At 44.8% G+C, this 17,070-nt stretch carries 17 protein-coding genes and 1 riboswitch; of the genes, 5 read left to right on the forward strand and 12 right to left on the reverse strand.

The window, feature by feature from the left end; translation table 11 throughout:
• The first annotated feature begins 96 nt into the window (after window positions 1-96).
• On the forward strand, window positions 97-1,326 hold the full coding sequence (ylbJ, locus tag HP570_RS02930) for a sporulation integral membrane protein YlbJ (protein ID WP_173624836.1): 1,230 nt from the start codon (window positions 97-99) through the stop codon (window positions 1,324-1,326).
• A gap of 4 nt (window positions 1,327-1,330) precedes the next feature.
• Here the strand turns inward: ylbJ and coaD are convergent, their stop codons facing one another.
• A complete protein-coding gene (coaD, locus tag HP570_RS02935; protein WP_064200670.1) occupies window positions 1,331-1,810 on the reverse strand; it encodes a pantetheine-phosphate adenylyltransferase in 480 nt (159 codons plus the stop codon).
• 47 nt (window positions 1,811-1,857) lie between these two features.
• Entirely contained in the window at window positions 1,858-2,424 is a 567-nt protein-coding gene (gene rsmD / locus HP570_RS02940) for a 16S rRNA (guanine(966)-N(2))-methyltransferase RsmD (RefSeq protein WP_015891910.1), read from the reverse strand.
• A 444-nt stretch (window positions 2,425-2,868) separates the two neighbouring features.
• On the opposite strand from rsmD, the gene HP570_RS02945 reads away from it, so the two are divergent.
• Together HP570_RS02945 and ku are read left to right on the forward strand one after the other, a co-directional pair.
• Window positions 2,869-3,012 carry a hypothetical protein gene (locus HP570_RS02945; RefSeq protein ID WP_016743266.1) on the forward strand — a complete coding sequence of 48 codons (144 nt, stop codon included), beginning with the start codon at window positions 2,869-2,871 and terminating at the stop codon, window positions 3,010-3,012.
• Window positions 3,013-3,136: 124 nt separating this feature from the next.
• Window positions 3,137-4,096: a non-homologous end joining protein Ku gene (ku, locus tag HP570_RS02950; RefSeq protein WP_173604769.1), complete on the forward strand. Its 960-nt coding sequence runs from the start codon at window positions 3,137-3,139 to the stop codon at window positions 4,094-4,096.
• A gap of 61 nt (window positions 4,097-4,157) precedes the next feature.
• Here the strand turns inward: ku and HP570_RS02955 are convergent, their stop codons facing one another.
• Entirely contained in the window at window positions 4,158-5,039 is an 882-nt protein-coding gene (locus HP570_RS02955) for a cation diffusion facilitator family transporter (protein ID WP_087346970.1), read from the reverse strand.
• A 246-nt stretch (window positions 5,040-5,285) separates the two neighbouring features.
• Window positions 5,286-5,398: riboswitch (TPP riboswitch) on the forward strand.
• 146 nt (window positions 5,399-5,544) lie between these two features.
• Here HP570_RS02955 and thiC point away from each other — a divergent pair.
• Both thiC and HP570_RS02965 read left to right on the forward strand, forming a co-directional pair.
• Window positions 5,545-7,299 carry a phosphomethylpyrimidine synthase ThiC gene (thiC, locus tag HP570_RS02960; protein ID WP_173624837.1) on the forward strand — a complete coding sequence of 585 codons (1,755 nt, stop codon included), beginning with the start codon at window positions 5,545-5,547 and terminating at the stop codon, window positions 7,297-7,299.
• 15 nt (window positions 7,300-7,314) lie between these two features.
• Window positions 7,315-7,485 (forward strand): hypothetical protein, encoded by a 171-nt coding sequence (locus HP570_RS02965; protein ID WP_173362204.1) that lies wholly within the window; start codon window positions 7,315-7,317, stop codon window positions 7,483-7,485.
• A gap of 49 nt (window positions 7,486-7,534) precedes the next feature.
• Here the strand turns inward: HP570_RS02965 and HP570_RS02970 are convergent, their stop codons facing one another.
• The 9 genes from HP570_RS02970 to HP570_RS03010 all read right to left on the reverse strand — a co-directional run bounded on the left by HP570_RS02970 (window position 7,535) and on the right by HP570_RS03010 (window position 16,936).
• Window positions 7,535-7,864: a DUF1904 family protein gene (locus tag HP570_RS02970; RefSeq protein WP_064200666.1), complete on the reverse strand. Its 330-nt coding sequence runs from the start codon at window positions 7,862-7,864 to the stop codon at window positions 7,535-7,537.
• Window positions 7,865-8,301: 437 nt separating this feature from the next.
• The gene (locus tag HP570_RS02975; protein WP_173624838.1) at window positions 8,302-9,237 is read right to left on the reverse strand and encodes an ATP-dependent DNA ligase; all 936 of its coding nucleotides are present in this window, start codon (window positions 9,235-9,237) and stop codon (window positions 8,302-8,304) included.
• Between the two features lie 380 nt (window positions 9,238-9,617).
• Window positions 9,618-10,784 (reverse strand): serine hydrolase domain-containing protein, encoded by a 1,167-nt coding sequence (locus tag HP570_RS02980; protein ID WP_173624839.1) that lies wholly within the window; start codon window positions 10,782-10,784, stop codon window positions 9,618-9,620.
• A gap of 813 nt (window positions 10,785-11,597) precedes the next feature.
• A complete protein-coding gene (locus HP570_RS29465; RefSeq protein ID WP_254494994.1) occupies window positions 11,598-12,161 on the reverse strand; it encodes a hypothetical protein in 564 nt (187 codons plus the stop codon).
• 492 nt (window positions 12,162-12,653) lie between these two features.
• A complete protein-coding gene (locus HP570_RS02990; RefSeq protein WP_173624840.1) occupies window positions 12,654-13,469 on the reverse strand; it encodes a DUF4097 family beta strand repeat-containing protein in 816 nt (271 codons plus the stop codon).
• A 50-nt stretch (window positions 13,470-13,519) separates the two neighbouring features.
• A complete protein-coding gene (locus HP570_RS02995; RefSeq protein WP_173624841.1) occupies window positions 13,520-14,212 on the reverse strand; it encodes an ABC transporter permease in 693 nt (230 codons plus the stop codon).
• Complete coding sequence (locus HP570_RS03000; protein ID WP_173624842.1) at window positions 14,175-15,128, reverse strand: ABC transporter ATP-binding protein; 954 nt, start codon at window positions 15,126-15,128, stop codon at window positions 14,175-14,177. Before HP570_RS03000 ends, HP570_RS02995 begins: the two co-directional genes overlap by 38 nt.
• 160 nt (window positions 15,129-15,288) lie before the next feature.
• Window positions 15,289-16,224: a HAMP domain-containing histidine kinase gene (locus HP570_RS03005; protein WP_173624843.1), complete on the reverse strand. Its 936-nt coding sequence runs from the start codon at window positions 16,222-16,224 to the stop codon at window positions 15,289-15,291.
• A gap of 1 nt (window position 16,225) precedes the next feature.
• Window positions 16,226-16,936, reverse strand: a complete 711-nt coding sequence (locus tag HP570_RS03010) for a response regulator transcription factor (protein WP_309139184.1) — start codon at window positions 16,934-16,936, stop codon at window positions 16,226-16,228.
• Window positions 16,937-17,070: the final 134 nt, after the last annotated feature.

Genomic DNA, 17,070 nt, shown 5'->3' on the forward strand with positions numbered 1-17,070 from the left:
ACACTTGGGAGAGATTCGTCGACCAAGCTTACGCATAGTTCTCCCGCCTGCCACGTAGACATGTACTACTACTTTTCTTCGATTCAGGAGGAATCCATGTCACGCCACTCACCCGTACTTACCTTGTTGCTCGCCATCTCGACCGTTTTCATTGTTATTGCGTTGATTGCTTACTCGCAGATATCTTTTGAAGCTGCCGTACGCGGTCTAAAGATATGGTGGGAGGTAGTTTTTCCCTCTACCCTTCCCTTTATTGTGCTATCTGAGGTGTTGATGGGTCTGGGCGTCGTCCATTTCGTCGGCGTGTTACTGGAGCCATTGATGCGCCCACTGTTTAACGTTCCGGGCACTGGCGGATTCGTACTGGCTATGGGCTTCTCGTCCGGCTATCCGGTAGCCGCTAAGCTGACTACACGCCTGCGTCTGCAAGGCAATGTGACGAAGGCTGAGGGTGAACGTCTCGTCTCTTTTACAACAACAGGAGACCCCTTATTCGTCATGGGAGCAGTGGCAATCGGCTTTTTCCACAGCGAGCAAATGGGCGTCATTTTAGCCCTGACTCATTATTTGTCAGCTGTACTCATGGGCGTAATCTATCGTTTTCATGCGCCTTTTGCGATTACTTCAGCCCCATTGGAGAAAAATTCACTACCTCTTCCTTTACGGGCCTTGCAAGCGATGCATCGGGCACGTATCCGCGATCGTCGTCCGTTCGGAAAATTAATGGGAGAAGCCGTGCAATCCGCTCTGAATACACTGCTTATGATCGGTGGCTTCATCATTGTTTTCTCGGTATTAATCCAACTTTTCTCCACAATTCATCTGACGCAAATCATCAGTACGCTTCTCTCGATTTTTCTCGGTCCCTTTGGTTTTCCACCAGCCTTCTCCCAAGCAATCGTAGCTGGATTGTTCGAAGTAACCCTTGGCGCACAGGCAGCGAGCATTGTGCCTAATGATGTTTCCTTGGTCTGGAAAGCAGCCATTGCCAGTGCGATATTGTCCTGGGGCGGTCTGAGTGTTCACGCACAAGTCGCAAGTATCTTGAGTGAAACGGATATTCGTGTCGCCCCTTACTTGATTGCCAGATCCCTGCATGCTTTGCTAGCTGCGATCTTGACCTTTGTCCTTTGGGGGCCACTTGCCACAGTCAGTTCCTGGTTCGTGGAGAAAGCCGTCCCTGTATTTGTGCATGCGAAAGCTGAGATTCCTGCGACGAGTTGGTGGGAGACCTTCCTATTATCAGGGGGACTCGCCATCGGCGTCGGTGCGATTCTGTTGTGTACCAGCCTGACCCTTTCGCACATGAACCGCAGCAAGACGTGATAATCTACTCAGCCATTTTTCGCTTCAGTGCCTCTTCTACAATCGGCGGCACTAAATCGGCGACACTCGCCTTGTACTTCGCAACTTCCTTTACGATACTTGAGCTCAAGTATGAATATTGATTGTTCGTCATCATGAAAAACGTTTCAATATTTTCGTCGAGCTTTTTATTAATCGAGGCGACTTGCATCTCATATTCAAAATCAGAAACAGCACGAAGGCCACGAATGATCACCTGTGCGCCCTTTTTGTTCATATAGTCAATTAACAAGCCGTCAAAAGAGTCCACTTCTACATTTTTCATGTCAGACGTTGCCTGACGAAGCAATTCGACACGCTCTTCTACGCTGAACAATGAGTTTTTCTTTGAATTGATCAAGACAGCAACAATGACCTTATCAAAAACGTTGGCACCCCGCGCAATAATGTCGAGATGCCCATAAGTAACAGGGTCAAAGCTTCCTGAACATACGGCAATTGCCATAGCGGGTTATCCTCCCTTCGTGCTCTTTTCGCACCTTGATTTAAAAATTAGGCGTGTGGCTCCAAATCGTAATAATACACGGTAACGGCCGTATCCCCATACTTTGCCGCTCGATCCTTCACACAATGACCAATTGCATCCGGAAAGGAGTCTGCGATATCATGCTCAGCCACGATCCACGCTCCGTCTGCCAACATTCCCAGCTCCTGCAACATCTCAATTTCTTCTACGATCTTTTGCTGGGCGTATGGCGGATCCAAAAAGACGAGGTCAAATTTTTGATTGCGGGTACTCAGTGTGCGAATAGCTCGCTCCGCATCCATTCGATATAGCTCGGCATAATCGTCTAGCCTGCAAGTGCTGACGTTTTCCTTTACCACGGCAAACGCTTTTTGATCTCGCTCCACGAAAACAGCTCGATCCGCGCCCCTACTCAATGCCTCGATCCCGAGACCACCTGTTCCTGCGTATAGGTCCAATGCCCATCCGCCATCAAAATACGGGCCAATCATATTAAAAATCGATTCTTTGACTTTATCGGTTGTCGGTCTCGTTCCTTTTCCCGGAACAGCTGCCAACCGTCTTCCTCTGTGTTCTCCAGCGATGACTCGCATACTCATTTCACCTGTCTGCTTTCCTAATATGTATGTTTTACGACGCGATTTTCTAAGACTGAGAATGATATCATACTATCACAACTGCATACACCCGTAAAATTAGCAACTGGAAAAATTTATCGCAAGAAAGGTATATAACCCCATTCAATTGGAAAAGATGTTGAATAGCGACGCAACGGTGTCGCTGACAACCGCGGAGAAGACTTACGTTTCCCCATAAGCTCTTCCTCCGGTTTCTCCTCTCCCATAATTGAAAGGCTGTTCACTTAGGCGCACGACGTGTCTGATAGGAGCATTTCGTGCCATCGCTCCCTTCACCGGGAGGAGTTGAACGGTCGCCCCTCGTCATTTGGCGATGGGGTATTTTTTTGTGTCCAGCACATACTACATATACCTGCAACACCTTCTTCATGTAGCTTGCCTGAAAGGAGTGAGTCATTCATGGCAGAAAAGCGACCGTCCGCACAAAAGCTGAAGGCGTCCAAAGCCCAGTCCATTGCAGACCGCACAGGCAAAGACGTCGAGCTGGCGCGTGACATGCAATCGCGTGCAGATCAATCGGACATCGTCAAACATGGACAGTAGCTGCATACAATAGCCAGCCGCATCGAATCGGCTGGCTTTTTACTTTTCCACCTTCAATTCCCTCGGCACTTCTTTTAAGCGGATACAGATACTATACAAAAATAACTGTGAAGGAGGTATCCGCATGCATACGGTGTGGAAGGGCTCAATCAGCTTCGGCCTCGTCAATATACCTGTTCGTATGTTTACTGCAACGGAAGAGCGCGATATTCGCTTTCGTCAACTGCATAAAGAGTGCAATACCCCGATCAAGTACACGAAAATGTGCCCGCACTGTCAACGCGAGGTCGATACGAGCGAAATCGTCCGTGGCTTCGAATACGAAAAAGGACATTTTGTCATGATCGACGATGACGATCTGGAAGCCATTACGCCAGAAACACGCAGAGCCATTGAAATTATCGACTTCGTAGACTTGTCGGAGGTCGATCCCGTTTATTTTCATAAGAGCTATTTCCTATCTCCACAGGACACTGGCGAAAAAGCATACGCCTTGCTGCGATCCGCTATGGAACAGACAGGAAAAATCGGCGTTGCACAGGTGACGATGCGTAATCGGCAAAGCCTGGCCGTTATCCGACTGTATGAACATTGCATCATGCTGGAGACGATCTTCTATCCAGATGAGGTACGTCCCGTCAGTCAAGTACCTGCCTTGCCTGAAGCCACTGTACAGTTGGCCGAAAACGAACTAAAGATGGCAACTGAGCTCATTAGCAATATGACGATCCCTTTTGATCCGGCAAAATATACGGATGAATATCGATCCGATCTGCAAAAACTGATTGAGAAAAAATTGGAGGGTCAGGAGATCGCCACTGCACCTACCGTGGCAAGAACCAATGTTATCGATCTCATGCAGGCCCTAAAAGAAAGCTTGGAATCTACAGCTGGTCAAGCCGCTATGCCCATCAAAATCGAGCCCGAACCAACTCCGTCAAAGCCTGCGCGAAAACGCACCACCGCTGCCTCCTCGTCCGAAAAAGAACAGGCATCGAAAAAGGCGGCACCAGCCAGTCCGAAAAAGACTACGACTACTTCTACAACCAAAGCACTCCGCAAAAAGAAGGCTACTTCTGGTTAGCTGCACACACAAAAAAACCTGCCCACACTGGACAGGTTTTTTTGTATTCCCATGACGAAATCTAGCTAGGCGCCATTTTTCTACACGGTTCAATATGGATATGAACGGCGTTAATGCGGTGAATCTTGCGCATCTGTTCTTCAATTTTTTCGGTGATGGTGTGACTCTCCACCACATTCAGACCGGGATCTACATGGATCACAACATCAACCAGCACGCTGCTCCCATGGTAGCGAGCTTTGATGTCACTGATATCCCTAACCCCTGAAATCGAGGAAATCGTAGCCCGCAGGTCCGCGAGCTCGCTCTCGTCAAAGCCATCTGTCAAACGGTGGGTTGCTTCCCTGAAAATGTCCCACGCAGTCTTCAAAATGATGAGACCAACAACAAAAGCAGCTAACGGATCGAGCCAATGCAATTGAAACTGTGCGCCAGCCACCCCGATAAACGTCCCGATACTGACGAATGCGTCTGAACGGTTGTCAGCCGCTGCTGCATCTAATGCTTGGCTGTTTGTTTTGATAGCGAGCTTTTTATTGTAGCGATAGACGAAAAGCATAATAACAGCAGTCGCAAGTGCTGTCCACCCTGCCAACAGGTCAGGAGCCGAGTGTTTTGGGTCAAACAAGGATGGTACTGCATTCGTAATGACCTGAACTCCAACAAATAGCATAATAAATGATGCGACAAGTGCTGAAATCGTCTCGGCCCGAAAATGGCCATACGGATGATCTTTATCAGGTGGTTTCCTTGCGATACGCAGCCCGATCAAAACAGCAATCGATGCGACAACATCTGTTGAGTTGTTAAGACCGTCGGCCATTAAAGCTTCTGACGCAGTGACATACGCAACTCCTATTTTTAATACAGAGCAGAAAATGTAGGCGAAAATACTCACCCACGCTCCACGTTCTCCTTGTTTTAGATCCGAATAAACATCCATACCTCATCACCTCAAAATACTTCTCCATCCTGCTTCGACAACGAGGAATATCAAAGCGCTGGAAGCAGTTGCTTTTTTTCGAACTTCATCGTAACAGATCGGAATCATGTGGGTCTACAGAAACAGTTTTAGTCCGGTTCACGAGAATAGGGGGGAGGAAAATGTGTTGCACACCTGCAATTTCCTCCTGGAAAATTTCCCTTGAAATTAGATGGACTTCCCGTTATCCTATTCTTGCAATCCAAAATAAAAAAGCACGGGAGCTTGGGATTCACCAGGCTGAGAGGATGGTACTGTGCCATCGACCGTTGAACCTGAACTGGGTAATGCCAGCGGAGGAATGTCATATACGACACGAAAAGATGCGCGTATCTTTAGGATACCCGTTTCTTCTCTACTCTCGCGTTGGCGTCGCATGTTGTTTATGCGGCGCTTTTTCGCGGAAGTTTCTTTCGCCTCCCTAACGGTTCTCACTTTCGTGCAACCAAAACAAGGAGGTTTTTTTATGTCATTGGTGTCATCTTTTCCAGGTAGTCGCAAAGTATACGAAACAGGTAGTCGTGCGGACATCCGTGTCCCGATGCGCGAGATTTCCCTTCATCCTACCGAAGGATTGTCTGGCTCCACACCCAATCCTCCTCTTCGCGTGTACGATACGAGTGGCGAGTATACCGCAACGGGTTACGTTCCTGACATTCAAGCCGGACTGCCCTCCATTCGCCATCAGTGGATCGATGAGCGAAATGATGCGGAAACGTATGTCGGTCGCGAACCACAACTAGTCGACGACGGAATCCGAAACGAAGAAAAGGCTGCCTCCCTCCCCACTTTCCCTCGAGAGGACTACAAACCAAAACGGGCAAAGCCAGGCAAAAATGTTACCCAGCTTCATTATGCCCGAAAAAATATCATCACACCGGAAATGGAATACGTTGCCATTCGCGAGGGTGTCTCCCCTGAATTTGTACGGGCAGAAATCGCCGCTGGACGTGCGATCCTTCCTTCTAACGTCAATCATCCGGAAAGCGAGCCGATGATCATTGGCCGCAACTTTCATGTGAAAATCAATGCCAACATAGGAACGTCAGCGGTCAGCTCTTCGATGGAAGAAGAGGTCGAAAAAATGATTTGGTCTGTTCGTTGGGGTGCCGACACCATTATGGACCTCTCGACGGGAAAACATATACATACCACGCGGGAGTGGATTATCCGAAACAGCCCCGTTCCAGTCGGAACTGTCCCGATTTATCAAGCACTTGAAAAAGTAAATGGGAAAGCCGAGGATTTGACATGGGAGGTTTACCGAGACACCTTGATTGAGCAGGCGGAACAAGGTGTCGATTACTTCACGATTCATGCTGGCGTTCTTTTGCGCTACATCCCCATGACGGCTAAGCGTGTTACCGGTATCGTCTCTCGCGGCGGGTCAATTTTGGCCGCATGGTGCCTGGCCCATCATGAGGAAAACTTTTTGTATACGCATTTCGCTGAAATTTGTGAAATTCTGAAGGCCTATGACATTTGTGTATCCCTCGGGGATGGACTGCGTCCTGGCTCTATAGCGGATGCGAATGACGAGGCACAGTTCGCGGAGCTTGAAACATTGGGAGAACTCACAAAAATTGCGTGGGAACACGACGTACAGGTCATGATTGAAGGCCCCGGTCACGTCCCTATGCATCTTATTCGCGAAAATATGGATAAACAGTTATCTATTTGCCATGAAGCCCCTTTTTACACACTTGGACCACTCACAACAGACATTGCACCCGGCTATGACCACATTACTTCAGCGATTGGCGCTGCCATGATTGGATGGTTCGGAACAGCGATGCTCTGCTACGTAACGCCCAAGGAGCATCTCGGCCTTCCTAATAAAGAGGATGTTCGCAACGGTTTAATCGCATACAAAATCGCAGCGCATGCCGCTGATCTCGCAAAAGGACATCCGCGGGCAAAACAGCGAGACGACGCTTTATCCAAAGCTCGTTTTGATTTTCGCTGGAACGATCAATTCAATTTGTCCCTAGACCCAGAGCGCGCCCGCGAATATCACGATGAAACGTTGCCAGCAGAAGCCGCCAAATCCGCCCATTTTTGTTCCATGTGCGGGCCTAAATTTTGTAGCATGAAAATATCGCACGACATTCGTCACATTGCTAATGAACAAGGATCTGCCCAAGATCCCGCCATTCTTGCAGGGATGCAGGAAAAATCGCGTGAGTTCCGCGAACAAGGAAGCCGTTTGTACCAGTCGTAATCAAGGGGGATGCCTATGGAGGAAGCCAGTCGTTTACGCGAAAAGATCATTCGACTAGAGGCTGAGCTAGAGCAATTTAAACAACAATTGCGGCTCATTCAACAAGACTGCAGCCACGTCTATATCGAAACTCCACTTACGCGAACATGCTCCAAGTGCCTGCAATCCGAAAGCCTCTATTATTAATAGAAAAAGGTCGAAATCCTTTCTGGAGGATCTCGACCTTTTTTCTTGCTTATTTCGCTATCCCGACCTGCAACGGAAGTCCTTCCTTATAATAGAGAGTAGGCGATAGCAGGATGAAGAAAATATGGACATGCAAAAAGCCTTGCTTCTTCAAAATGCCGTGTACGGCGCTTGCAATCGCATCATGTTGCTTTTGTTCGCGGGGGAACATCATGATCTCTACAGACAAAGGACTGTTTGTTAGTTGCTCTACCTGAAGCAGCTCCAATTTCACCTTTTCCTGAGCGACTTCAGCATTTTTGGAAAACTCTTCTATAAGAATCTGAGAAATGGGCTCTATGTCTTGCTTCGCAAAGCCTTTAAACCGAAGAAACGGCAAGTCAATTCCTTCTTTCGTAAATGAGTTCGCACAGTCATTATAAACAAGTCTCTAATCGTATATCAATGAAAAAAGGATTAAAGAAAGTGAACAACTAACATTCCCACCTGGAGCAAGAGACGCAAAGAGGGCCATATCAGAGAGCCGCTCCCTTCCCATGAGGTGTGGTGGACGTACCACGGAAGGAGGAAACAGCTCAACCAGATACAGCCCAAATCCGCTAAACCGATCAGTTACTTTATACAGAGTAGTATAGCTCGAATTCAATACTTAATCAATAAAAAAGTTTCGTAAAATTCCAACAAGAATCCATCCACTCACACCTAATGATCGCCCGGTGAATTTTCAACTTTCGGAATCAAAGTTTCATAGAAAAACATCCCACCATTTAAGATGAAGGATATTTTTTATGTTCCATTGTGTTGCACCATGAGAATCTACTCCAAGACACAGTAATCAACAGGTATATCAACAACTGCTTGAATACTCGGTTGCCGTAACGTATAGCCTTCTGTCCATTCCGCAAATTGCACCTTAACCGTGACACTTGGTCTCAGCCACACAGCACCCTTGAACCTTGCCGGGGTATTTACAAAGGGCCTATCATTTTGTATCAAAGGTACAATCTTTTCCGTCAGGGCCATCCAGTCATTTCGAGTTAATTTACCTGTTCCTGCGTGGCCTATATAAAATAAGCGGCCTTGGGGATCATACAGCCCTAACAAGAGAGAATTCACAACATTATCACGCAGCGTAACTCCCCCAACGACAGCTATGGTGTCCCGATAGTATTTTTTCTTTTGCCACTGCTTCTCTTTCCCACCAATGACGTATTTGCTGTTTAGATTCTTCACAACAATGCCTTCCATACCATGCTGTTTGATGACCTCATACATAGCGTTTCCATCATCATGACCGGTCACCAATTGTACATGGTCATTTGGAATAATGATTTCTGATAGTAAGTTGAGACGCTCTCTCAATGTAAGATCGTTTATCCACTCATTATTTGTAAATAGGACATCAAATATCATGTAGGTAATGGGGACAGCCTTCTGTGCCTGGCTGACTTTCTCCAATCGTCTAATCCCATCCCGCCGCATCACTTCATGAAATGACGGTTTTCCGTCAGCTCCTAGTGCAATCACTTCTCCATCTAAGATCACCGAGCGAGCATTGCAATATGTCTGTATTTCAGCTAACTCTGGGTATTGGTGAGTCCGCTCATTTATTCTCCGATTGTATAAACGAGTTCCCTGACCATCAAAGTAAGTTAGGATTCGAACTCCATCCCATTTAACTTGGGCGATCCAGTCGTCCCCTTGGGGTATTACCTCACAGCTAATCGGCTCCATAGGTATAATTGGATTCATTTTTCACCTCAAAAAAGGGGAATGTAGTATTACTCTTATACTCCTCTTTATGGGAGTATTTGTTGTTCTTCATACCAAATTCGATTTCAGAAATTAACGTTTTTGAAATTAACGGTACAACCTTACACCGCAAGCAATGCATAAAAATAAAACCTTAAACGCGTTGTCATATTGCATATCGAAGAGGTGATTCCACCTCAGCTTCGTGCATTTCTCGGATCGTTTCAGCTCTTTTAAAACCGACTGTACGTCGTCCATCCTGTCATCCACTATTTATTTGCTCTTTTCACATCATAAAAAAATCTCCCACCCTTTCGAAAGGTGAGAGTTTACATTGACTATAATAGATACGTGTGGTGATACCCGGTTTTCCTTTTTGCCTACTTGCTAAATTCAGCAAGTAAAATATTTTTAAAAGGATCAGGATTGTCAGCTTTTCCTAAGCTGTTCAAATTGACGGCTATCGTATGCTTACCTCCAAGTGTTCCTCCAGCAAAAGTACTAAACCCTGGTATGCCACCTGAGTGTCCCCATATCGAGACACCGTTTGGAAGCTTCGTTTCATAGATTCCAAGACCATATCCGACGATTGTATCACTTCCTGTAGGAACTGTAGTAAGCATTTGTTTTAGTTCCTGTTCCTTCATTAATTTGCCACTAAGTAAGGAAGAGAAGAATTTGTTTAAGTCGTCAGCAGTAGAAATCATATCTCCAGCTGAGCTACCTATACTTGGGTTATAATAAGTAACGTCTTTTAACTCACCTGCTCCGTCTGGTTGGAAATATCCACGGGCATGGCTGGTGCCTGGAATAACGCTTGAATTGCCAGGTAGAAATGTATTCGACAATTCAAGTGGTTCAATAATCCGATTTTCAATCTCTTCCGCATAGCTGTTTCCGGTTACTTTTTCAATAAGGATACCCAGTAATACGTATCCTGTGTTTGAATAAGACCAGCCCTTTCCTGGGGCAAAGTCTGGAGGCAGCGAAAGTCCCAACTTCACTAGTTCTTCAGCAGTAAACGTTTTTTTTGTATTCGTAAAGAAATCAGCTTCTTTTGACCTTGAGTATTCAGCGATACCACTTGTATGGTTCAATAACTGCCGGATAGTGATCTGGTTACCATCATATCCGTTTCCTTGAATGACACCAGGCAACCATTTTTCGATGGAGTCGTCTAGATTCAGGCGGTTTTCTGCAGCTAATTGAAGGACAACCGTTGCGGTGAACGTCTTCGTCACGCTGGCAATACGAAAGCGAAAATCTGTTTTCATTGGTTTCTTGGTGCTCAGATTCGCTACCCCAGCAGCATAACCCCACGTTTTTCCACCCTCAGAAGCTTTAGCAAGTATCCCCGGGAATCCAAAATGCAATGTATCCCGCATTGCTTGTTTGACGGAATTACGATCTCGCTGAGTGTGTGACGAACTAGATACATTTTCAGTGGGCTCTGCTTTTACAATTGAGGCCGGTGTTGTGTATAACAGGGAACTTCCAGCTATTAGAAGGGCAAGACTTGCATATTTAATTTGACTACCTGTTTTCATAAGGCATTCCTCTCCTCTATTCATATTGTATGGGTGGGTGTTGTTTGTTGGTTCGTACTAATTACATAGTGATCATCTCCAGCAATGACAAAAGGGCAACATGGAATTCGTAATTATCTTTATAATGATTTTTTTACATACGCCATATTCTGTCCTAACAAACGGCGAATCCCTCTTTTTTACAAGTATGTTAAACCCAGAAATGACTTCTTTTCCTTAGAACACTCTTATTACTAGATTTTTTCACATAAATATATCTTATCTAATCCCCCCTTTCACTCTTCTTTACACTTTTATCCTATAGAATAGAAATTTCTTTTTTCTTATCCATTCCTTACAAATTTCTTACGTTCAAAATAGCTTCTATAAATTAGGAAGCATCTGTGAAAATGCTTTTCCAATAAATATATTAATCAAAAAAAACACAGAAGTTTTTCACTTCTATGTTTCTTTTTTCGTCTTTTCATTATTAAAGATTCGATTTACTCCGAACATTGTTAAAATGGTCGATACCAAACCCTTTCCAGTAATCAATGACGTTGTGAGGGCTTAGTATCGTGAATCGACTGCTGCCAAACTTTAAGTCCCGTAATAGCGTGGCTCTGCTTTACTGACATAAATAGCTGACGTTATCCTCGGGTAAATCAAACGATTTTAGAGTCTCTATCTCGGTTTTAATTCCCTTGATCGTTTCTAAAATGCGGTCAATAGAATGATTCGCTCTGCGCTCACACCCGCCAATGAAATTAAGGACTGCCACCTGAGTGACAGTCCCACTAATTGACTTCAGGATGATACAGAATGTACTGTTCCTTACTCCCACCAATGTTGCATTCCACGGATTCCAACGTCCCACAGCTTAGCGTTTCCGGAAACGATAATGGTAATTTCGTTTACCTCGTTAAAAGGCAACTCCCTTAAAGCCTCTGCTCCTTGATAAGATTGTTCGTTTAACTGGGCTATTTCTTGTCCATCTACGATTATTTTGGCTGCACCCTTAAAGTCTCCATTGTCGGGAATACCGAAATAGAAATAAAGCCAGACATCTTCTTTGTTCCCAAGAATATAGTTGTATGTCTTGGTTGATTCACCTTCACTGCTATACACGTTCATTTTTGGCTCTATTCGCTCACCTGCTACGGTGAAACTTGGGAGATTTTCCGTCATAGGTGTAGCTCCTGTCATTTCTTTCATATCCGTTAATGAGTGAATAGGCCCTTCTCTTTTTTTGATGATTTCAGAGACCACCATGACTCCAAATAGAAGGACAACAATAGTTAGACCCGAAGCCATGAGCTTTTTATAAGAAATGTTTGAAGAAAATCCAACTCGATAGGCAACATAGCCAATCGCTGCACCTAATGTATTGGATATCACATCATCTACATCAAAGCTACCGAGATAAGTTAAAGCCTGAAGAGTTTATAGGACGAGAATCGTTAACACAAACAAGGATATGAACTTTCCAAATCTAACACTATACAACAGGGGAATTAGTATTCCAAAAGGGATAAAAGCAGCAATGTTTCCAAAAGAAAAAAGCCACATAAAAGTTAGTTTTGGAAATAGAAGCGGTACTCCTTCTGGAACAAGCATAAAGGTGTAACTATCTACACTGGTTGCACCCTCGAGCCTGTTAAATGCAAAGAACATAAAAAATAAAATGAAAGTCGTATAGTATATGGTGCCAACTAAGATGACTTTCCGTGATTTCGTTTCCATCATTGCAATCTCCTTAAAGCTATTTGTTTCTGAATGATTTTACTTTGAATTTATACGTAAGTGATTAGCTGTTACTCAAGGTTTTTCCTTATACTGTTCATACCAGGCCTGATCATGATTATGACAAGCCTGGTACGATGACGACACTTAATTTTTAAACAGAATATCGCCCGCATGTGTGGAAATGTTGAGCGTTGCACTCTCGGATTGAGCCTCACCCACATATCCATGGAGTTCTTTGGAAACAACCGTTGTGGTATTTGTTGCATTTTCAAGAGGAACCTGATTATCGATATTTCCTAGTTTTGTTGATAGATTTACATGTAGAGGTGCTGATTGATCAGGTAGAGCGAATTCGACGTTACCGAGGTTAGTAAATATGTTACTGCTTTCCAAGCCAATTATATCCGTTACGGTGATGTTGCCGGCACTGCTGCTCACATTTAAGTGTTGTACCGACAATTCTGACTCAACGGATATGTTGCCAATTTCATTATCTATCTCAATGGATTTGAAGTCTTTATAAGGAAGATGGATCGTTAAGGATGGCAATGGCTCCGTATTTATGATCTTCTGTTGTTTCTGTTTAAGCATAATCTGTAATGTTCCATTTTGGATTGACGTAGTCACGTTGGTATCTATACCTTGTGAATTGCCACTGGATAATTCCCATTCTGCTTGATTGATTTGTTTATCGCCTATGACTGTAACTATAGCAGCGTTACCCTGAATTTTTAGCGAATGAATGTTGTTTACATCTATTTGAGAAATATCCCCTTTTACTGCATTCGAGACATTTCTAATGTCCGATGTTTCTGAATTTACAATTGTGTTCGTCTGAATAGAAGCGTTTTGCTGGGACGCACTTGGTGTACTAGTGACGGAGGATTCTTTCGTACATCCGGCGACTACGATACTGGCAGCGACCAGGAGAATCATAGCTAACTTCATGTTGTTATTCAAATGTTTATCTTCCTTTCTTTTGCATTAGATGTGTTGTATACTCAGCCAAGTTAACAAATATCGATTTGATCCATTTTGCGAATCGCCATGTATCCGACCGCTATGCCAATCGCGGCTAGTAGAATGGGAACGATAATTATGTCATTCAAGTTGAATCCGCCAAAGTCCGAGCAGGTCAGCAATACGATGATGACGGAGGATACAATGGTCGTCGGAATAGAATATTTGCGCATCCCGAAGTAGAGTGGAATTAGCGCTATGAAACTTGCCGCCAACGCATGGAAGCCTATTTTCGCAGCGTGCTGCAACACCAGATTCAACGTCAGTTCACCCGATACGAAATGTGTGAATGAGTTGATGACAAAATACAACACACTCAAAATTATCATGGAAGCCACGATACATAGAAAGGTGAACGCGAACACGACCATAAGCTTTGCCGCAATGATTTTATGACGTTTGATCGGGTACATGAACAAGACGGTAATCGTCTTTTGATTGAACTCATCGATGACGAATCGCCCCAGCAAGACGGCCGCGAAAATAATAAATGTCCCTCTCACAAATACATCTATCATAGAAAACACACTGCTATAATTTTTAAGTACGTTTATGCTGTACAACTTAGGCGAATAGCTTATCAGTATCATAAATCCGAAAATGATCAGAGTAGCGATGGCAGCACTGCGAATATACCCCATGATCTTAAATTTTCTTAGCTCCAGCTTCATCAAATTTAGCATGTACTCCACCCCCATTAGATACTTGCAAAAAGTAATCCTCTAACGAGCCGCTTCGTTTATGAATCGAATCAATAACCACTTCATTCATGATCAAGGTTTTAGTAATTTCGCTTTGCGCCATATGCTGGTCATAGATTCGTATGAATTGATTGTCGATGACTCGGATATTGTTCAATTGAAGTTTATCCGTTAAGACATAAGCAGCTCGGCTGCAATCCGTCGTCATGATCTCGATGTAATTCGTCGTGTCGCCGCGAATTTCGTCCATCGCAATCTCACGCAGTAACCGACCACCTTGAATGACGCCAATTGTATCCGCAATTTGCTCGATCTCGCCTAGAATGTGGCTGGAAATCAATAGCGCCGTGCCATATTCCTTGCACAACATGCGGAAAAGGTCCCTTAACTCTTTGATCCCTAGCGGATCGAGTCCATTGATCGGTTCGTCGAAAATAAGCAGCTCCGGTTTGGTCGTAATAGCACGGGCGATCCCCAAGCGCTGTTTCATCCCAAGCGAGAAGGTCTTTACTTTCTTCTTGCCCGTATCTACCAGATTCACAAGTTCCAGCGCTTCATCAATCGCCTTCTTGTTGTAGTACCCCATATAATCGCAATGCAGTTCTAGATTCTCCCGGGCTGTCAGCTTATCATAGAACACCGGGTATTCAATAATTGTTCCCATGCGTCCCAGAAGATGATAGGAATTCGGCATTAGCTTCTCTCCAAATATCTCGATCTCCCCACTCGTCGGTTTGACGAGATTCGTAATCATCTTCATCACTGTCGTTTTTCCTGCGCCGTTGGGACCCAAGAATCCGTAGATTTCGCCTTTCTTCATATTCATATTGACATTCGAGACGACTTCCTGCCCTTGAAAAGTCTTGGTCAATCGATTCGTTCGTACTATATGCTCCATACTCTTTTCTTTTCTCCTCTCGCTCACTCATAACGATATCTTACAGAATGTAATCTTCTTTTTTCTTACGTCACTCTTACGAATTTCTTAAGCTACCTCTATATGCGGTGATGCTCATAAAAAAACTCATGAAATGAGTTAACCCTCCTCAATGCATGAGCTAGTATTGTACTTTTTTCAATTGAACGCTGAACACCGTTAACTCATAAGGCTTGCTGCGGAGGTGGATAGACCCGCCCATACTCTCCACCAACCGCTTCGTGATGGTAAGTCCCAGTCCGCTGCCTTGATAGAACTTATTCCGCGAATCTTCCAGCGTATACATCCGTTCAAACACATGATCGATATGCATCGCATCAATGCCTTTTCCCCGGTCCCATATATCCACATAGACAGAAGTTTCATCTTCCCGGAGCGTCAAACCGAGCTGCTTGCCTTGATTGCCATATTGAATGCTGTTCGAGATCAGATTGTTCAGTACGCGGTGGAGCGCCTCATCATTACCGAAGCCATAAATCGGATGATCCGGGATCTCGATATGAACGAGGTAACCTTGCTCCACAAGAATGTCGTAATAAGCCAGAATCGTCGTGCCACAGCGTTCATTCATGAGAATTCGGGTCATCGGCATATCTTGATCCCCGGACTCCAGCTTAGCCAAATCGAAGAAATCATGAATGAGCACCAACGTCTCTTGGGTTTTGACATACACTTTGCCCAGCAGACGTTCGCGCTCCGCTGCATGCATCGCCGGATCGAGATGGAGCATCTCAATATAACCCAGTACGACGGTCAAGGGGGTCTTCAGATCGTGCGAAATATTCGATACCATCTTTTTCATCGATATTTCCATTTTGGCATAGTCAGAGTACATCTGATGCTGCGCCTCCAAGAGTCGGTTGATCTCCATCAGCAGTGCTTTGAGCTCCGGATCGTTCGTCATGAGCAATAACTTCTCATGGTTAGCGGGGGATGATATGCGTTCGAGCTCTGATCGCAACCGGCGCAATTGCTTGCGGTGGCCCACGCGATTAACAGCCTGATACATGACTAAACAGATAAGAATCGCGATGATCATCAATAGAATAAACGTCATCTTAGCGAACTTCCCACTTGTAGCCAATACCCCATAGCGTCTTAATATACCGCGGCTCTGACGGGTTATCTTCTATCTTGTCCCGTAGCCTGCTCATATGAACATTAATGACATTCTCGTCGCCGTAATAGTCATCGTTCCATACCTTCGTGTAAATTTGTGCTTTCGTAAAGACGCGATTGGGATGCCCTGCGAATAGTCGCAGAATCTCAAACTCTTTGGATGTCAATTTTAACGGCTCCTCGTGCTTGAAGACGGCGAAATTATCGAAATCAATCCGTAAATCGCCCATGTTCAGGATGTTATGCTTCGGCGCAACCTCCGTCTCAACGCTCGCGTATTGCGTGGCCCGCCGGATGATCGCCTTCAGTCTCGCAGACAATTCGATCATCGAGAATGGTTTCTCAATGTAGTCGTCTGCACCGAACCCGAGGCCTAACGCCTTGTCGATGTCGCTGTCCTTCGCGGACATAATCAAGATCGGTACATGGCTGTAAGCCCGAATGCGGCGGATAACTTCCATTCCATCTATCTTGGGCATCATAAGATCGACGAGTAACAGATCAAATCGCCCCTGCGCCTGCTCGAATTTCCGAAGTCCCTCGTCGCCATCCCCGGCAACAGTCACCGCATATCCTTCTTTCGTTAAATAAGTCTCAACCATTTCTACAATGGCTTGATCATCTTCTATAATGAATATCGAATGATTAATAACGATCAATCCTCTCATCGCTTGCTATGACTAATCATTTCATTAGTATAACAAAAAACACCGTAAGTTTATTATAATCCGACATGCGTTATTAGTCGTTTAAGCAATATACGTAAGATCATGTTAAGGCTTTA

It is taken from the genome of Brevibacillus sp. RS1.1, from assembly GCF_013284365.1.
Lineage (GTDB): Bacteria > Bacillota > Bacilli > Brevibacillales > Brevibacillaceae > Brevibacillus > Brevibacillus brevis_D.

Bases quoted from the DNA above. Each gene is read 5' to 3' on its own strand.
- HP570_RS02980 (WP_173624839.1), bottom strand. From the start codon at position 10,784: ATGAAAACAGGTAGTCAAATTAAATATGCAAGTCTTGCCCTTCTAATA.
- HP570_RS02995 (WP_173624841.1), bottom strand. From the start codon at position 14,212: ATGCTAAATTTGATGAAGCTGGAGCTAAGAAAATTTAAGATCATGGGG.
- HP570_RS02945 (WP_016743266.1), top strand. From the start codon at position 2,869: ATGGCAGAAAAGCGACCGTCCGCACAAAAGCTGAAGGCGTCCAAAGCC.
- coaD (WP_064200670.1), bottom strand. From the start codon at position 1,810: ATGGCAATTGCCGTATGTTCAGGAAGCTTTGACCCTGTTACTTATGGG.
- thiC (WP_173624837.1), top strand. From the start codon at position 5,545: ATGTCATTGGTGTCATCTTTTCCAGGTAGTCGCAAAGTATACGAAACA.
- rsmD (WP_015891910.1), bottom strand. From the start codon at position 2,424: ATGCGAGTCATCGCTGGAGAACACAGAGGAAGACGGTTGGCAGCTGTT.
- HP570_RS02955 (WP_087346970.1), bottom strand. From the start codon at position 5,039: ATGGATGTTTATTCGGATCTAAAACAAGGAGAACGTGGAGCGTGGGTG.
- HP570_RS03000 (WP_173624842.1), bottom strand. From the start codon at position 15,128: ATGGAGCATATAGTACGAACGAATCGATTGACCAAGACTTTTCAAGGG.
- HP570_RS02975 (WP_173624838.1), bottom strand. From the start codon at position 9,237: ATGAATCCAATTATACCTATGGAGCCGATTAGCTGTGAGGTAATACCC.
- ku (WP_173604769.1), top strand. From the start codon at position 3,137: ATGCATACGGTGTGGAAGGGCTCAATCAGCTTCGGCCTCGTCAATATA.
- HP570_RS02965 (WP_173362204.1), top strand. From the start codon at position 7,315: ATGGAGGAAGCCAGTCGTTTACGCGAAAAGATCATTCGACTAGAGGCT.
- ylbJ (WP_173624836.1), top strand. From the start codon at position 97: ATGTCACGCCACTCACCCGTACTTACCTTGTTGCTCGCCATCTCGACC.
- HP570_RS03005 (WP_173624843.1), bottom strand. From the start codon at position 16,224: ATGACGTTTATTCTATTGATGATCATCGCGATTCTTATCTGTTTAGTC.